This is a genomic window from Thauera terpenica 58Eu, from assembly GCF_000443165.1.
GTDB lineage: Bacteria > Pseudomonadota > Gammaproteobacteria > Burkholderiales > Rhodocyclaceae > Thauera > Thauera terpenica.
This window is the reverse complement of record NZ_ATJV01000058.1, coordinates 1-13,745: the sequence shown is the minus strand read 5'-3', so window position 1 is coordinate 13,745 and position 13,745 is coordinate 1. Positions and strand designations below refer to the sequence as shown.

The window sequence follows — 13,745 nt, the reverse complement described above, 5'->3', positions numbered from 1 at the left end:
CGTGCAGCGAATCAACGGCCTTCATGGGCGGGAATCCAGCCAGACCGGATGCGCGACGCCGATCACGGCGTATGTGCTGACCGGCCCGAAATACCGGCTGTCGAACGACGCCGGGTTGGTCACGCTGAGCAGGAACAGTTCGCCGGGTTCGAGGCGGCGGCATCGCTGCCAGGATGGCAGCGGCCGGCCCCAGCGGTCAGCAGGCAGCACGGCGGCCGAAGGCACGCCGTCGATGCGGACGATGCCGCCCGCGATACACACTTCCTGCGGCGCGACGGCACCCACACGCTTGAGCAGCGGCACGCGCGCCGGCAGGTAGCCGCGCTGCGCGGCCAGCGCGGCGGCATCTGGCGGCAGCGTGGTCAGGACGATGCTGTCCACAGACAAAGGACGTGGCAGCGAGCCGGTGCCGTGGCCCAGCGGATCAACGCGATACCAGCCGACCGCCACGCTGTCGGACGGGTTGTAGATCAGGCGCGGCAGCGGATGCACGAAGGACGCCCAGGCCAACGCAGCGAGGCCGCAGGCGGACAGGCCCGCCAGCACGATGCGAGCGCGCAAACGTGCGCGGGGCGAGCGAGGACGCGGCGCGGTGCCGGCAGTCGAAACGGTGGTCATGGCAGCGCCCTCCCGATGAGCCAGGCGGCGTGCCGCTCGGCGTTGTATTCGGGCAGCGGTAGGCGCGCAGCGAGCCGGTTGGCGAGCGTGCGCCAGTACACGGGCGAGGCAGCGGCAGGCGCGATGCCCAGCGCCTCGATGGCGTCGATGCGCTCCAGCACGGCGCGCACCTGATTCTCGCCCTCGGCGTGCAGCAGCAGGCGCGCGCCCGGCTGCACGCCGGGAATGCGCTGCGCCGCATCGAGCGGCGTGCAAGCCTGCATCACCATGAGCTGCCAGCGAATCGTGCCGTAGTCGTTGGCCTGCCAGCGGATGCGGCAAAACATGGCGCCCGGCTGGAACACCGCGCAGCGCCGCCAGCGATCGAGCTGATGCATGCGCGCGGGTTCGCCGAAGCGCAGGTAGAGCTTGAAGCGTGGTTCGATGTAGGCCAGTGCCACGCGCGTCAACGGCGCGCTGGCAAGCTGGCCGGAAGGCGCTGCGAGCGCAGCCGTAGCCGCGCCAGCGGCAGGCGAAGCGGATGCGGTCATGGTGCGTTCTCCCTGCGATGCTCTGGAAACTCACGCTCCAGCAGGCCGCGCAGCAGATCGGCCACGGTCACGCCCTGCGTGAAGGCCGACACCTTGATGCGCGCGCGCAGCGCGGGCGTGATGTCGAGGGTCAGGCGGGCGGTGTAGAGGTCGCCCTTGTTGAGCGCATCGACGTCGCCTTGGCGAATCCACGCCTCGGCGTGCGGATTCGCGGGCGGACGCGCGCCGATGCCGACGCGCTTTGCCGTGCTTCTGCTGTTCGGTGGCGGCTTCTCGGTCATGTCGGCCACCGCAGCAGTTCGTCCACCAGGGCGGTGATTTCACGCGCGGCGGCGCTGTCCGGCGCCGTCTCGCGTGCCAGCCGGCCAGCAGCCACGCTGTCGGCGAACACGATGCGTTGATGCACTTCCGAGCGCAGCGCAGGAAGCGGTTGGTCGGCGAGCGCCTGGCGCGCTTCGCGCCCGATGACGGTGGTACTGACGCGCCGATTGATGACGAAAGCCGCGCGCAGCGCAGGCCGAAACACCTGCGCCTCGCGGATTAGCGCCACCATCTCGGCGCTGGCCCACAGGTCGTAGGGGCTGGGCTGCACGGGGATCAGCACGCGCTCGGCCGCCAGCAGCGCGGAGCGCGCCAGTGCCGCGATGCGTGGCGGGCCGTCGATGATGACGTGATCGGTTCGCCTGGCGAGTTCTGGCGCCTCTTGGTGCAGCGTTTCGCGTGCGAGGCCCACGGCGCTGAACAGCCTTGGCAAGCCTTGCTGGCTTCTGCGCTGTGTCCAGTCCAGCGATGAACCCTGCGGGTCGGCGTCCAGCAGGACGACGTGTTGACCGCGCATCGCAAGCTCGCCGGCGATGTGGGTGGCGAGCGTGGTCTTGCCCACGCCGCCTTTCTGGTTGAGCAGAGCGACGATCATGGCGCGGCCCTCCGTGTTGGAAAGCCTGGCTTTTGCTGCTGCGCTTGTGGCCGCGTGGTGGTTGTCCACCGCAGCGGCGTTTCTCTACTAAAAGTTAGAGAAATTAAGTTAGGGAAGTTAGAGAGCGCGCAAACCCAATGCTGGAGCGGGTTTGCGGCCGATCGGCACGCCTGATAGCACGATAGTCCCACGCCTGATAGCACGATACCCCGCACGCCTGATAGCACGACACCATCCACAGGCTTTCCCGGAGTTATCCCCGTGCCGTATGCGGCACGGGTCGGAACGTCAGCAGCTCCATGCCGCTGTCCGGCATCCGCTCGATGCCCAGGACGTAGCCGGGCAGCGACTGCCGCGCGACCAGCGCGCGCAGGTCGCAGGCGAAGTCGTAGGGCTTCGCAGTGCTGCCGGATTTCCGGTGCAGGTAGCGGAAGTCGAATTGCCAACCGTGCGCCTGCCTGCCGCCATGCTTGCGCACTAGGCGGTACAGCCACCGCTCGATGCCGCCGGTCAGACGGAAGTACGCCGGGTCGATGGTCAGCACCAGGGCGGCGTCGAGCACGCCCGCATAGAACCAGTCCGGCAGGATCAGCTCGATGCCCAGCGGTGTGCCGCTGGCATCGGCCAGTTCTTTCCATTCGTTGATCCACGAGAAGCGATGCAGGCGCCGCCCGGTCGTCTCGCGGATGGACGTGGCCACCGTAGTCGATTGCAGCCGGTCGAGCGCGGCCTTGAGGCGCTGGTAGTCGCGCAGCGACTTGCCGCGCCCGATGTAGCGCAGGATCTCGTAAGGCGTGGCGCGCATCAGCCGCGACGGCCGCAGGCCCGCGTCCTTCGCTTCCACGATCTGCGAGGCCGCCCATATCAGCACGTCCGCATCCCAAATCGTGGCGATGCCGTGCTCGGCTGTTCCCTCCACGCGGATCGTCACGTTGCCCGCACGGAAGTCGATGGGCTTGACCCGCTTGGACTTGCCGAGCGAGAAGAACGGATAGGCCATCAAGTCCTGGCTGTCGCGCGGCGCCATGTCGCCGGGCAAGGCGCGGAACAGGTCGAGCTGTTCGCGCTCCTGCAACGGCCGCTGCCGGGGCGGCAGCGCAGTGCTGGACATGGCGATGGCCTGCCGCGCGCCGCCGATCAGCGCGCACGACTGTCGGCCGAGTGGTGCTCGGCGTATTCGGGATCGGAAGTCGTCTCGAAACTGCGGTCGGCAGCCCAGGCATCGAGGTCGGCCACGGCGTACATGACGCGACGGCCGAACTTGCGAAAGCGCGGGCCGCCGCCGATCACGCGCTGCTTTTCCAGCGTGCGCGGCGACAGGCGCAGGTACTCGGCGGCTTCGTCGTTGGTGAGATAGCGTTGGGGCTGCGCAGCAGCGGTCGAGACAGTGGCGGCAGGCCGCAAGGGAGCGGGACGCATGGTGTGAACCTCCATCGGTTGAAAACGCCGGCTGCACCAGCGCAACCGGGATGGAGGCAGTCTCAGAAAACGAAGCTCTCCTGCTCAGGGTCGTTTTTCTTGGTCTTCAAAACGACCCTTCTCAAGCGGCGGAAGCTGTGCTAGGTGGCGGTAGCCGCCGCGCATCAGCGCATCGCCGCGACGCACTAGGCGGCGCACCTTGGAGCGCAGCCCGCCATCGCTGTACCAATCGGCTGCGGCATCCACGCCGAACAGTCCTTCCGCGACTTCACGCAAGGACGCGCCCGCCAGGGTCGCGTCGAGCGCCTGCAAGCTGTGCAGTTCCAGCAGCGCGGTAGGTGTTGGCCTGGGTTTGGCATCGGCCAGAGCGGCGCCGGGCACCTGTCCGCGTGCAGGCGCGGCAGCGCCGCCGCGATAGGCATAGGCGACAGCCATGCCGTCCTCCAGGCCGGCCGCGAGCGCGAAGCGCAGGCAGTGGCCTGGGCTGCGCGCGATTAGCGCCAGCCCTTTGCCGTCATGCAGCAGTTGCTTGTGGCCGGGGATACGCCAGAACGCGAACGTCGCCGCGTCCAGCGGCGGATCGGCATCGGGGTAGAGCTGCACCACGGCGGCATGGCCGGGCAGCCAGGCCGGATGCGCGTCGCGCGCATCCAGGGCCGGGTCTTCCAGCAGGCGCAAGCCCCAGTGATGCGCCGCCTGCTGGGCTGCTTGTGGCCGACGATGACGGCGCAGCCAGTCGAGCCGGTAGTCGGGATGCCGGCGCAGGTATTCCCAGGCAAGCGCAAGGCCGTCCAGATGCAGCACGTACAGATACGCGGCAGTCGGATACCAAGGCTCGGCGCTGTGATCGACCATGACGCCTCCTCCTGCGAACAGGACTCGCCACCACGGAAGAACTACGCGCTACATCGCCATCGTCAAAAGGTTATGGGTCAAAAAGATGGATCGGGTTGTCAAGACCGATTGGCTCCGATGCGTTGCGGTATTCGTCTCAATGCTGCGGCGGCAGCGCCCCGAGTTGGAGTGCTGCACAGGCCAGCCTGCCGCAGCCCGCGCCAGCCATCATGTCTATTTGGATCAGACTGGTGGGGCTACGCTGCAAGAATGCCGATTGAGACCTGCCCGGCATGACATCAGACTGAAAAAGTCACAGTAGGCTGTGTTCAGTCCGGGATGGCGCCGTCACGCTCGGCCGCGCGGGTGTACTCCGACAGCGTGCGCGTGGGACGGAAATAGAGGTCGCGCATCACGGGCTGCTGGCGCGGCCCAACGATGCCGGCCAGCTCGGACAGCTTGACGGTGCCCTGTGCCGGCATCCCGATCCCCAGGTCGATGAGGCCCCAGGCCGTGTCGCCATCGGCCGGATCGAGTGCGGCCAGCAGCCAGGTCACGTGCGCGTCCGGGGTGAACAGCCGCACCACGGGCACCGGGTCGATGGCCCGGCCAGCGGCGCGGGCCTCGCCGTTGGCGAGCAATTGCGCGCGCTCCGGGGCGGTGGCGAATGGCTGGGGCATGGTCGGCAATCCCACAAATCCAATGATGCACGAATGCGGTTTCACGTCGAAGCGCAGAACCACGAAACCGGATTTGCGCCTTCGTGCGCAAGCACGGATGCGGTTCTATGGCTTTGCCGGAATCCGCCGATACGGATTTCCGTAGAGGCACAAAAACGGAGAGCACCAAATGAACACTATAGATTGTAGCCCTATAGGGTGCAATGGGATGTCATCTTGGTTTTTGAGAGGAAACCATAGGTGGCGGCTGGGAACTCATTGGCGAAGGCGTTGAAGACAGTCAGAAAGGCGCGTGGCTTGAGCCAGGAAGCCTTCTCTGACGTGTCCAGCCGCACCTATATGAGTACCCTCGAACGCGACCTGAAAAGCCCCACCTTGAACAAGCTGGCCGAGCTGTGCGAGGTGATGGAGATCCATCCGCTCACGCTGCTGACGCTGGCCTACGCGGGCGACAGCCCGCGCAAGGCCGACGAGCTGCTGGCGCAGGTGCGCCAAGAGCTGGAGGCGGTGTTGAGCGAACGCGACGCGGCGGAGCCGCGCGCGTGATGCGGTGATGTGCTGCTATTAGCAGCACAGCGCCCCGCCGCGATGGGCGGGGCGCTGCGGCGGTCACGCCGCTTGGGGCTTGCTGCGCGACCAGATCAGGTCGTGCGTGCCGTCCTCACCTTCGATCAGGCGGGCATAGACCGCTGCCGGGAACGAAGGGTCATCGAGGGTCACGGACAGGTACTCGCGCCCAGCCTCGCTGGTCTTCTTCCACGCCGCGCCGATGTCGTGGCTGGCGGCCTGGAGGCGGAAATCGGGGGCGTTCTCGCTGCTGCCCTTGTCGTTGGGAACCAGCTTGACCTTGACGTTGAGCGTCAGGGTGCGAAGCGTGCCGGTGAAGCCGTCTTTGTCGGTGGTGAAGGTGCCGATGTTGGCCATGATGTTTTCTCCTTTCGGTTGAACAAGGTTCGCGCCCATCGCGTCCTTGTTGTGATCCGGCCGGCGGGGGACGGGCTGGCTGCACCGCTTGCGGTCGCAACGCAGTGGAGAGCCGGGAGGCGAAAAGAATTTGGCCCGCGAGGAATGCGCGCAGCGCAGGGGAAATTGTTTTCGCCGGACGGTTGCAGCCATGAAGCCCGAGGCGCAGCCGCGCCACCGCCAGGATTCACAACGAGACAAGGACGCCTTGGGCCGGACCGCTCCGAAAGGAGATGGGGCCGGCTCGGCATCCCCGCACGAAGGCTTCTCCGGCTCGCCCACTGACGCGGGCCAGGTCAACCACCCGACGACAGGCGAGAACGCCCCCGCCGCACCTTGCGGCGCCGCTCTTGAGGCGTGGCGTGGAAGCTCCATAGCGATGCCGGGCGGGTTGTCCGTGAACCGTCCTTCGTGACGTGATGGGCAGGAACCGCCAGCGTTGAGGACGGCACGCACCTGCACAACCTGCCGCAGCGAGCGCCAGCGTGTTCGCCAGCGCCCCGCCCATCGCGGCGGGGCGCTGGCCGGGCCGATCCGGCGCAGCCGGTTCGGCGTCATCGAGGGGCGCCAAGCATCGCGCGGCGGGGATAGCCCGCAGGACTTTCCCCTGGAGGCAAGCGAAGCGCGCAGCGCCGCAGGCGCGAAGGCGTGAGGGATTGAAGCCGAATGGCCGTGACGGCAAAGGCGGCACGGGGCGCAGCCCGAAAGCCCGGCGGCGCAGTGCGCCGACACGCCCAGGCTGTTCTATATTTTCAGGAAGCAATCGAAGACAAGCCCATGACCCTCCAGCTCCGACACGAAACCCCGGACGACATTGCCGCCATCGAGGCCGTGACCATCGCCGCGTTCGCTGATGCACCACACACCAGCCACACCGAGCAATTCATCGTGCGCGCCTTGCGTGCCGCCAACGAACTGACGCTTTCCATCGTGGCCGAAGAACATGGGCGCGTCGTCGGTCACGTCGCGCTGTCGCCAGTAACGATCACCCATGAGCACGGGCGAAAGACCGAGGGCTGGTATGGGTTGGGGCCGATCTCCGTCCTGCTGCCAAGGCAGGGGCAAGGCATCGGTTCGCGCCTGATGGAACAGGCGCTGTCTGAACTGCGGGCTATGCAGGCCGCAGGCTGCGTGCTGCTGGGCGATCCAACGTACTACACGCGCTTTGGCTTCCAGGCCCATGCGGGCTTGCAACTGCCGGGCGTGCTGCCCGGCTATTTCATGGCGCTGGCCCTGCATGGGACAGTGCCGGAAGGCATCGCGCACTACAGCGATGCCTTCAACGCCGCCGCCTGAGCCAGCGCGAAGGCGGCGGCGTTTTAATTCGGCTATTGGGCCTTGAACACCGGGCGCGGCCACTGTCGCACCCGGATTTCGCGTCCACCGCGCCCAGGGCGCGGTGCTGATCGCGGTTATTCCTTCGTCTCGGTGCGCCACCACACAAAGCGAAGCGCCCCGGTCGAGGCCGGGGCGCTTGCCTTCAGCGCGGGTCAAGCGGCCAGCGCCTCGGCGGGTTCATCCGCCATTGCTTCGGCATCCTCCGGGGCTTCCTGCTCCGAGCTTTCCTCCTGCGCGGCATCCTGCGGGCTTGCGGCCTTGAAGATAGCGGGCATCCAGCCCGTGCCATCGGCCAGCCGCTCGGCCTCGCTGGCAATGTCGGCCTTCTTGAGTTTCGCCAGCCGGGTGACGGATTCCGGTGCAAACGCGCCCACGGCATCCAGAATCACAGCCTTGGAAACGTGCTTGAAGTAGCCTTCTGCGGTCGGCTTCCACCATGCGGCCATGTCGAGGCCCACGGCCTGCGCCAGTTCCTCGCCGGGCTGGTGCGGCGTGGCACGGGGCGTCACCACGTCCACCGTGGAAGCCACGCACACGGCCAGCAGCCGCACCAGTTCGTCTTGCGACTTCGCCAGCAGCGCGGCGAACAGTTCGGCGCTGTCCTCCGGCAAGGCTTCGCCGGCTACCTGTTGCAGTTCGAGCAGCGCCACGGCGGCAGGCGATTCCGGCCAGTCCGGGGCCATGCCTTCCAGCCGGTCTTGCGCCGTGAGGCGCACGCCCAGCGGCAGGTCGTGGCCGTAGTGGCTGTCCTGCAAGACGGTCTGCACCATGCCATGCACCAGCGCGGCGAGCGCGACGTGCGGATGCCGGGCGACTTCGATTTGCAGCGCGGCGGTGCGGTGGGCGCTCAACCGCTGCGCCAGCCGGTCGGACAGGCTCGCGGCCTTGGGCTGCTCGGCGTCCTCGCCTTCGTCGTCGTTCCCGGCTTCGCCTTCTGCGCTGCCGAAACCCTGCCGCAAGCGCTCCAGCGTGCGCAGCGCCTTGGCTTCGGCTTCGCGCAGCAGCCCGCGATGAATCACGGCTTCTCCCTCACGGTCGAGCGTGACGATGGCACCGGCCACGGCGCGCACGTCCGGGGCGTAGCCCTGCAAGGCTTCCTCTACGGCTTGCAGTTCCCCGGCGACCTGTTCACGGCGCGGTTCCAGCGCTTCGGTCTTGTCCTCGTCCTCGGCGTCGTAGGCTTCTTCCAGTTCGGCGTCGATCTTGTCGAGGCGGCTTTGCAGCGAGGCAATGCGGCGGGCTTCGCGGGCGGTCGGTTCGCGGCGCTGGCGCGGCGCGTTCTGGAATGCCTGCCGCTCGGCGTAGCTCATGTGCGGCACGGCTTCCACCCACGCCCAACCCTCGGCGCGCACGTTCCCGGCCAGCGCATCCAGCTTGCCGCGCACCAGCGTTTCCAGCAGCGCTGCGTCGGTCAGGTAGGTTCCGGCATCGCCTTCCGCGAACAGGTCGCGGCGGATGCCGCCGCCCGCCGCCGTGTAGGCGTCCAGCCCAGCGAAGCGCACCAGCGGATGCGTGGCGTCGATTTCGCGTTCGGTCAGGCGTTCGCGCAGCGCGGATGCGCCACGCTGCCATTCGGGCGCTCCGTAGAACGCGGCTTCCTGCGCGGCGTGGTCGTCGGTGATGGTCAGGGCCATCAACTGTTCCAGCGTCACCGCGCCCGGATTGCCGCTGCGGTAGTCGGCCAGCAGACGCGACGAGACGTTGGCCAGCTTCAAGCGGCGCTGCACTACCAGCGGGGACACGCCGAAGTCGGCGGCAATGTCTTCGATGGGGCGGCCTTCCTTGACCAGCGCGGCGAACGCCTCGAACTGGTCGGCGGGGTGCATCTGTTCGCGCAGCAGGTTTTCGGCAAGGCTCACGGTGCGGGCCGAGGCATCGGGCACCAGCAGGCACGGCACTTCGTAGTCGGCGACGATGCGCTTCTTCTTCGCCAGCAGCTTCAACGCGGTCAGGCGGCGGTCGCCGGCCACCACTTCGTATTGCTCGCCATCGGCGGCGAGGATGACGACGAGGTTTTGCAGCAGGCCGATGCGAGCAATGCTCGCGGCCAGTTCAGGGATGGACAGGCGCGGGGTCTTGCGTGCGTTGCGCTTGGAGCGGCGCGGCAGCAACTGCGAGAGCGGAACCAAAATCAGGTTCTTGGTCGGGTCGGCCACTTCCAGCGGCGCGGCGGCTTCGATGGCGCGGGTTTCGGTTTGGGTAACGGCGTTCATGGTGATAACTCCTTGCGGTTAGGGATGCAGCAGCGAGAGAAGCGGCAAGGGCTGCTGCCTGCCCCTGCCGCGTGGGGGTTCAGGCCTTCAACTGGCGCAGGCCATCCGCCAGCAGCCAAAGCGCACGATTGAGGCGGATGTTTTGGTCGATGCCCTGCACCGGGCGGGTTTGCTGGCGGCGTCCGTTGGCGCTGCGCCCGCGCAGGCCGCCTTGTGTCAGGTTCTCTTGCGTGCGGTTGAACACGCTCCACAGGTCCGGGCAGCGGTCGTCGTGGCGGCGCGGCATCAGGATTTGCGATTCCGTGATGGGCGCGGGCTTGTCGGGGTCGTCGTACTTGAGGGCCAGCGCGGCACGGGCGAACACTTCGGATTCGCCATCGTTCAAGGTGAGGGCGCGCATGGCATCGCGGGATTCCTTCACCCGGTCGAAGCCGCTCAACACTTCGTAAGCGCCTTCGATGACGTGTCCGGCCACGTCGCCTTTGTGGGGCACGCGCACATCGGCCACCGTGTCGCCGCAGACAAGGCCATTGCTGCACACAAACCGGAACATCCCGGCCAGCATCTGATAGCTGCTCGTGCCGTCATGGGAGTTCAACAGCACGATTTCATTGGCTTCCGCGCCGTTTATCTGGCTGGCATGGCGCAGGCGCAGCATGTGTTTGGTGTAGTCGCGGCGTTCGTCATGGCGCACGCGGGTCTGCGCTGCCATGAAGGGTTCAAACCCTTCCTTGCGCAGTTCTGCCAGCACGGCGGCGGTGGGGATGTAGGCGTACCGTTCGGAACGGCTTTCGTGAGGGGCGTCCGCGAAGATGGACGGGGCTACGCGGCGGATTTGGTCGTCGGACAGTGGGTAGTCGCTGCGCAGCGTCGGGGAATGGGAAGCGAAACGGGATGCGAGTTGCATGGTCTTTCTCCTGACAAAGTGGCTGTTGAAGAAACCGCACACCGGATTCCTAGATTCGGAGCCCAGCCTTTCGGCTGTTCGGTGCGGTCGGCACGAAGAACCCGGTTGGCCTCGTTGCCACCGTCTTCCCTGAGTTCATCGCCCGCGACGGAAGGGAGCTCGTGGACGGGGGCCGTCAAGGAGGCAAGCGCAGGGTTGGTGCGGCCCGCAGGCGCAGCCGAGGACACGGCCCTGCGCGCCTTGACGGCACACGGCCGCGGGCTACAGTCGCGAGCAAGGTGATGGAGTCAGGAAAGATGGCTGGACAGGCAACGGCCATCCCTTTGTGCCGACCGCATGCAAGCGAAGCGCGCAGGCCCGAAGCTGGAAGCCGGGCCGAAGGCGTCAGCCGAGCGGAGCGAGGGAACGATGGAAGCCCGCCAGGGGCGAGACTCGCGCAGCGAGGCTCGATGCGCAGCACGACAGCGCGACCGGCCGTGCTTCTTGGCCGGGGACGCCCAGACCTGAATTGGCATTCGGGTACCTGAGCACCTGTTCGATGGCGGACTCCGGGGTACCGACAGAACTGGCTTGGTCAAATACGCTGCCAGGCATCGTCACCATCAAAGACAGGCCATGAGCGCACCCCAATCCGATAACCCGAAGCAGATCTGCGAAAACATCCTCATCGAGGGGAAGCGCTACAACATCGAGCACCGCATCCTGCCCAGCGAGAACGCTGTTGCCAACCGGCTCCTCGCTCGTGGCATTGAGCTGACCGAGGCCTACGACGAACTGCACGGCAAGCTCCACGCGCATCCACACGCGCTGCAGGTCTTTCTAGGGCTTGTCCTCAGCACCGCCGCGTTCTGGAGCCCAGAGAAGATCGCGCAGGCGCGTGCCGCACGCGGCGCTCTCGGCAACGTCAACCAGCAGATTGCGAGGAGGGCGGCAGAACTGGCCGACCTGCTGCAGCAGCGCTCCGATCTGCACAACACCTCCGGCTTCAGCACCGACACCCACTACCACGTGTGCGACGTGATCGAGGCGGCGGCCAAGAGCAATTACCTTTTCACGTCGTATGTCCAGGAGCGCCTCGATGCTCTTCACGGTCAGTTCGATCTGAAGTACTGGCCATCGCTGAGCGACTTCCTGCAAGAGCTGGCCTCCGATGCCGAGGACGCAGTCATGGAAGCCACAGACCCCTTGACCGCCGCCGCTACCATGGCGTCGCGTCCGTCCCGCGCCGATTTCATCAAGGCGCTGCTCGCAGCCATTGACGAGAACAGGGGGCGCAACCACGGCCAACTGCCCAACGATTTCAAAGCCACCGATAACACTCTCGCTTCCTTCGCGAGCTGCGCGCTGGACTTGGGCGTCGAAGACCTGGTCGATGGCCCTTACGTGAAGCGGCTCCGTCAGCGTGGACGCGATGGAGCCAAGTAGCTACCGCCCAACGTTCTGGAAATCGGTTTAGGGCCGATCGGCGCGATTTGAGCGGCAGGCAGCAGCGCCACGCAACGCCTCAAGGGGTGCGTGCCGCGCCCATCTCCTCAAGCCAAGCGTAGCGCAGGCGGCACAGGGGCGGAGTCGGATACCTGCGACCGTCGCCACGCATCCACGTTGCCGCTTGCAGCAATTCCAGTGCGGTGGTAAGATATTCTTACCGGCCGTAATGGCGTGCATGGAGGTTCAAATGGATGCTGCTCTGGTTCAGACGACACTGGTGGAAGTGCTGCAGAACATACAAGCCACGAGTGAGCTTGAGTGCCCACCGCTTGGCGGCGCGACGAAGCCTATTGAGGAACTGCCGAAGTTCGACAGCAAGATATGGCCCGTCGCCATTGGCATGCTGGGCGCGAAGCTCGGAATCAGCATCGCCAATGATGTGAACATCTTCCGGCAGGACGATTCCAGCATTGCGCTGACGATTGACGAGATCGTGGCAAAGGTCGTAGCCCTGGTAGAAGCCCAGGCGGTCGTTGAACCTAAGCAGGCGAGCGCGCAATGACAGACAGCCCGGACACGCATCGTTCGGCGCTCGCCGAACGTCTGCGAGAGGCCAGAAAAGCCGCAGGCCTGTCGCAAGGCCAGGTGGCCAAGGTGCTGCAGATGCATCGGCCGACGGTTTCTGAGATCGAGGCCGGCAATCGCCGTGTTTCTGCAGAAGAACTGACGAGATTTGCGGAGACCTACGATGTCACCGTTTCATGGCTGCTCGGAGAAACAGCCGATCAGCTCGAGATGAACGACCCGCGACTCCAGCTTGCCGCACGCGAACTGAGCAAGCTGAAGCCGGACGATTTGGATCGACTGCTGCGGCTGCTGGCGTCGATGCGCAGCTCGGATGCCGAAGAGGGAGGGGTGAGTAAATGAGCGCTCAGCTCTCGGTTACGTCGGCCCCCGGCCGAAAAGCCCTGGTGATGCAAGGCATGCAGGCTTCAATCGCGGCGCGCGTCAAGGCGGGCGTGGATCTCAAGAGTCCCACCTGCATTTATGGCTTGTGCGAGGCGCACAACGTCGCAGTGCGCTTCAACGATATCAATATGGAGGGCATGTACGACCGGACGCCGAAGCCGCGCATTCATGTTTCTGTACTCAGGCCTTTGGCGAGACGAACTTTCACGTGCGCGCATGAATTGGGGCATCACGTTTTTGGGCACGGCTCGACCATCGACGAGCTGCGGGAAGATCAGGCCAGCAGCGCCGATCGCCCTCCGAACGAAATTCTGGCTGACGCTTTCGCGGCTTTTGTTTTAATGCCCACGCTTGGCCTACGGGAGGCCTTCGCGAAGCGGGGCTTGGACCCGAACCGCGCAACAGCCCTCGATATGTACGCCATCGCCTGCAACTTCGGAGTAGGGCAGGCGACTCTGGTGAATCACCTCGCCTACGGTATCAACATGATCAACCAGGTGCAGCGTGATCGCCTTGGACGGATTACGCCAAAGATGATCCGCACGGAACTGCTAGGCGAGGTCACTTCCATGCCGCTCACAGTCGCGGATCAGCACTGGAATTCCCCGACCCTCGACATCGAGCAGGACGGGCTGCTGCTCCTCCCAGCAGGTGTGGTTGTGGATGCCTCCATGCTCGTGCCTGAGCGTGAGCTGGCAGCAGGACGACTTTTTCGTGCTGCCAAGTGTGGAATCACGCGAGTGGTCATGCCTGGTACCCAGTGGGCGACCTATGTTCGTATCGCCCGGCGTCAATACGTTGGATTGGCTCGATTCCGTCACCTTGAGGAAACTGCAGATGACTAACCTGAATCCGTGTTCGCTCAGCCCGGATTCCATCCTAACGCATTGATGTAATTGTATAATTACGCATCCGAACCCTTCACCCAAC

General features: G+C 65.8%; 17 protein-coding genes. 6 read left to right on the top strand and 11 right to left on the bottom strand.

Features of this window, described 5'->3' with window-relative positions:
- Nucleotides 1-21: 21 nt before the first annotated feature.
- The 8 genes from M622_RS30940 to M622_RS30905 form a co-directional block, all read right to left on the bottom strand.
- Nucleotides 22-618 (bottom strand): S26 family signal peptidase, encoded by a 597-nt coding sequence (locus tag M622_RS30940; RefSeq protein ID WP_021249539.1) that lies wholly within the window; start codon nucleotides 616-618, stop codon nucleotides 22-24.
- A complete protein-coding gene (locus M622_RS30935) occupies nucleotides 615-1,148 on the bottom strand; it encodes a DUF2840 domain-containing protein (RefSeq protein WP_021249538.1) in 534 nt (177 codons plus the stop codon). The genes M622_RS30940 and M622_RS30935 overlap by 4 nt, the downstream gene beginning before the upstream one ends.
- Nucleotides 1,145-1,429 (bottom strand): hypothetical protein, encoded by a 285-nt coding sequence (locus tag M622_RS30930; protein ID WP_031346928.1) that lies wholly within the window; start codon nucleotides 1,427-1,429, stop codon nucleotides 1,145-1,147. The genes M622_RS30935 and M622_RS30930 overlap by 4 nt, the downstream gene beginning before the upstream one ends.
- The gene (gene parA / locus M622_RS30925) at nucleotides 1,426-2,064 is read right to left on the bottom strand and encodes a ParA family partition ATPase (RefSeq protein WP_021249536.1); all 639 of its coding nucleotides are present in this window, start codon (nucleotides 2,062-2,064) and stop codon (nucleotides 1,426-1,428) included. Before parA ends, M622_RS30930 begins: the two co-directional genes overlap by 4 nt.
- 253 nt (nucleotides 2,065-2,317) lie before the next feature.
- On the bottom strand, nucleotides 2,318-3,175 hold the full coding sequence (locus tag M622_RS30920) for a replication initiator protein A (RefSeq protein ID WP_021249535.1): 858 nt from the start codon (nucleotides 3,173-3,175) through the stop codon (nucleotides 2,318-2,320).
- A 26-nt stretch (nucleotides 3,176-3,201) separates the two neighbouring features.
- Complete coding sequence (locus M622_RS30915) at nucleotides 3,202-3,483, bottom strand: helix-turn-helix transcriptional regulator (protein ID WP_003107109.1); 282 nt, start codon at nucleotides 3,481-3,483, stop codon at nucleotides 3,202-3,204.
- A gap of 84 nt (nucleotides 3,484-3,567) precedes the next feature.
- Nucleotides 3,568-4,338 carry a DUF2285 domain-containing protein gene (locus tag M622_RS30910; RefSeq protein WP_021249534.1) on the bottom strand — a complete coding sequence of 257 codons (771 nt, stop codon included), beginning with the start codon at nucleotides 4,336-4,338 and terminating at the stop codon, nucleotides 3,568-3,570.
- 308 nt (nucleotides 4,339-4,646) lie between these two features.
- Nucleotides 4,647-5,060 (bottom strand): DUF2958 domain-containing protein, encoded by a 414-nt coding sequence (locus M622_RS30905; protein ID WP_021249533.1) that lies wholly within the window; start codon nucleotides 5,058-5,060, stop codon nucleotides 4,647-4,649.
- 177 nt (nucleotides 5,061-5,237) lie between these two features.
- Here M622_RS30905 and M622_RS0120310 point away from each other — a divergent pair, with 177 nt between their 5' ends.
- Nucleotides 5,238-5,543: a helix-turn-helix domain-containing protein gene (locus M622_RS0120310; protein ID WP_023127565.1), complete on the top strand. Its 306-nt coding sequence runs from the start codon at nucleotides 5,238-5,240 to the stop codon at nucleotides 5,541-5,543.
- 63 nt (nucleotides 5,544-5,606) lie between these two features.
- Here the strand turns inward: M622_RS0120310 and M622_RS30900 are convergent, their stop codons facing one another.
- The gene (locus M622_RS30900) at nucleotides 5,607-5,921 is read right to left on the bottom strand and encodes a DUF736 domain-containing protein (RefSeq protein WP_021249531.1); all 315 of its coding nucleotides are present in this window, start codon (nucleotides 5,919-5,921) and stop codon (nucleotides 5,607-5,609) included.
- Between the two features lie 816 nt (nucleotides 5,922-6,737).
- Here M622_RS30900 and M622_RS30890 point away from each other — a divergent pair.
- Nucleotides 6,738-7,256, top strand: a complete 519-nt coding sequence (locus M622_RS30890; RefSeq protein ID WP_031346923.1) for a GNAT family N-acetyltransferase — start codon at nucleotides 6,738-6,740, stop codon at nucleotides 7,254-7,256.
- A gap of 194 nt (nucleotides 7,257-7,450) precedes the next feature.
- Here M622_RS30890 and M622_RS30885 read toward each other — a convergent pair whose 3' ends face one another.
- Together M622_RS30885 and M622_RS30880 are read right to left on the bottom strand one after the other, a co-directional pair.
- Complete coding sequence (locus M622_RS30885; RefSeq protein ID WP_021249528.1) at nucleotides 7,451-9,511, bottom strand: ParB/RepB/Spo0J family partition protein; 2,061 nt, start codon at nucleotides 9,509-9,511, stop codon at nucleotides 7,451-7,453.
- A 79-nt stretch (nucleotides 9,512-9,590) separates the two neighbouring features.
- The gene (locus M622_RS30880; protein WP_021249527.1) at nucleotides 9,591-10,418 is read right to left on the bottom strand and encodes a DUF932 domain-containing protein; all 828 of its coding nucleotides are present in this window, start codon (nucleotides 10,416-10,418) and stop codon (nucleotides 9,591-9,593) included.
- Nucleotides 10,419-11,033: 615 nt separating this feature from the next.
- Between M622_RS30880 and M622_RS30875 the strand changes: the two genes are divergently transcribed.
- The 4 genes from M622_RS30875 (at nucleotide 11,034) to M622_RS30860 (ending at nucleotide 13,660) form a co-directional block, all read left to right on the top strand.
- Nucleotides 11,034-11,843, top strand: coding sequence for a hypothetical protein (locus M622_RS30875; protein WP_021249526.1), 810 nt, complete (start codon nucleotides 11,034-11,036; stop codon nucleotides 11,841-11,843).
- 250 nt (nucleotides 11,844-12,093) lie between these two features.
- Nucleotides 12,094-12,408, top strand: coding sequence for a hypothetical protein (locus tag M622_RS30870; RefSeq protein WP_021249525.1), 315 nt, complete (start codon nucleotides 12,094-12,096; stop codon nucleotides 12,406-12,408).
- Nucleotides 12,405-12,773, top strand: a complete 369-nt coding sequence (locus M622_RS30865) for a helix-turn-helix domain-containing protein (protein ID WP_021249524.1) — start codon at nucleotides 12,405-12,407, stop codon at nucleotides 12,771-12,773. The genes M622_RS30870 and M622_RS30865 overlap by 4 nt, the downstream gene beginning before the upstream one ends.
- Nucleotides 12,770-13,660, top strand: a complete 891-nt coding sequence (locus M622_RS30860) for an ImmA/IrrE family metallo-endopeptidase (protein ID WP_021249523.1) — start codon at nucleotides 12,770-12,772, stop codon at nucleotides 13,658-13,660. Before M622_RS30865 ends, M622_RS30860 begins: the two co-directional genes overlap by 4 nt.
- The last annotated feature ends 85 nt before the right edge of the window (nucleotides 13,661-13,745 follow it).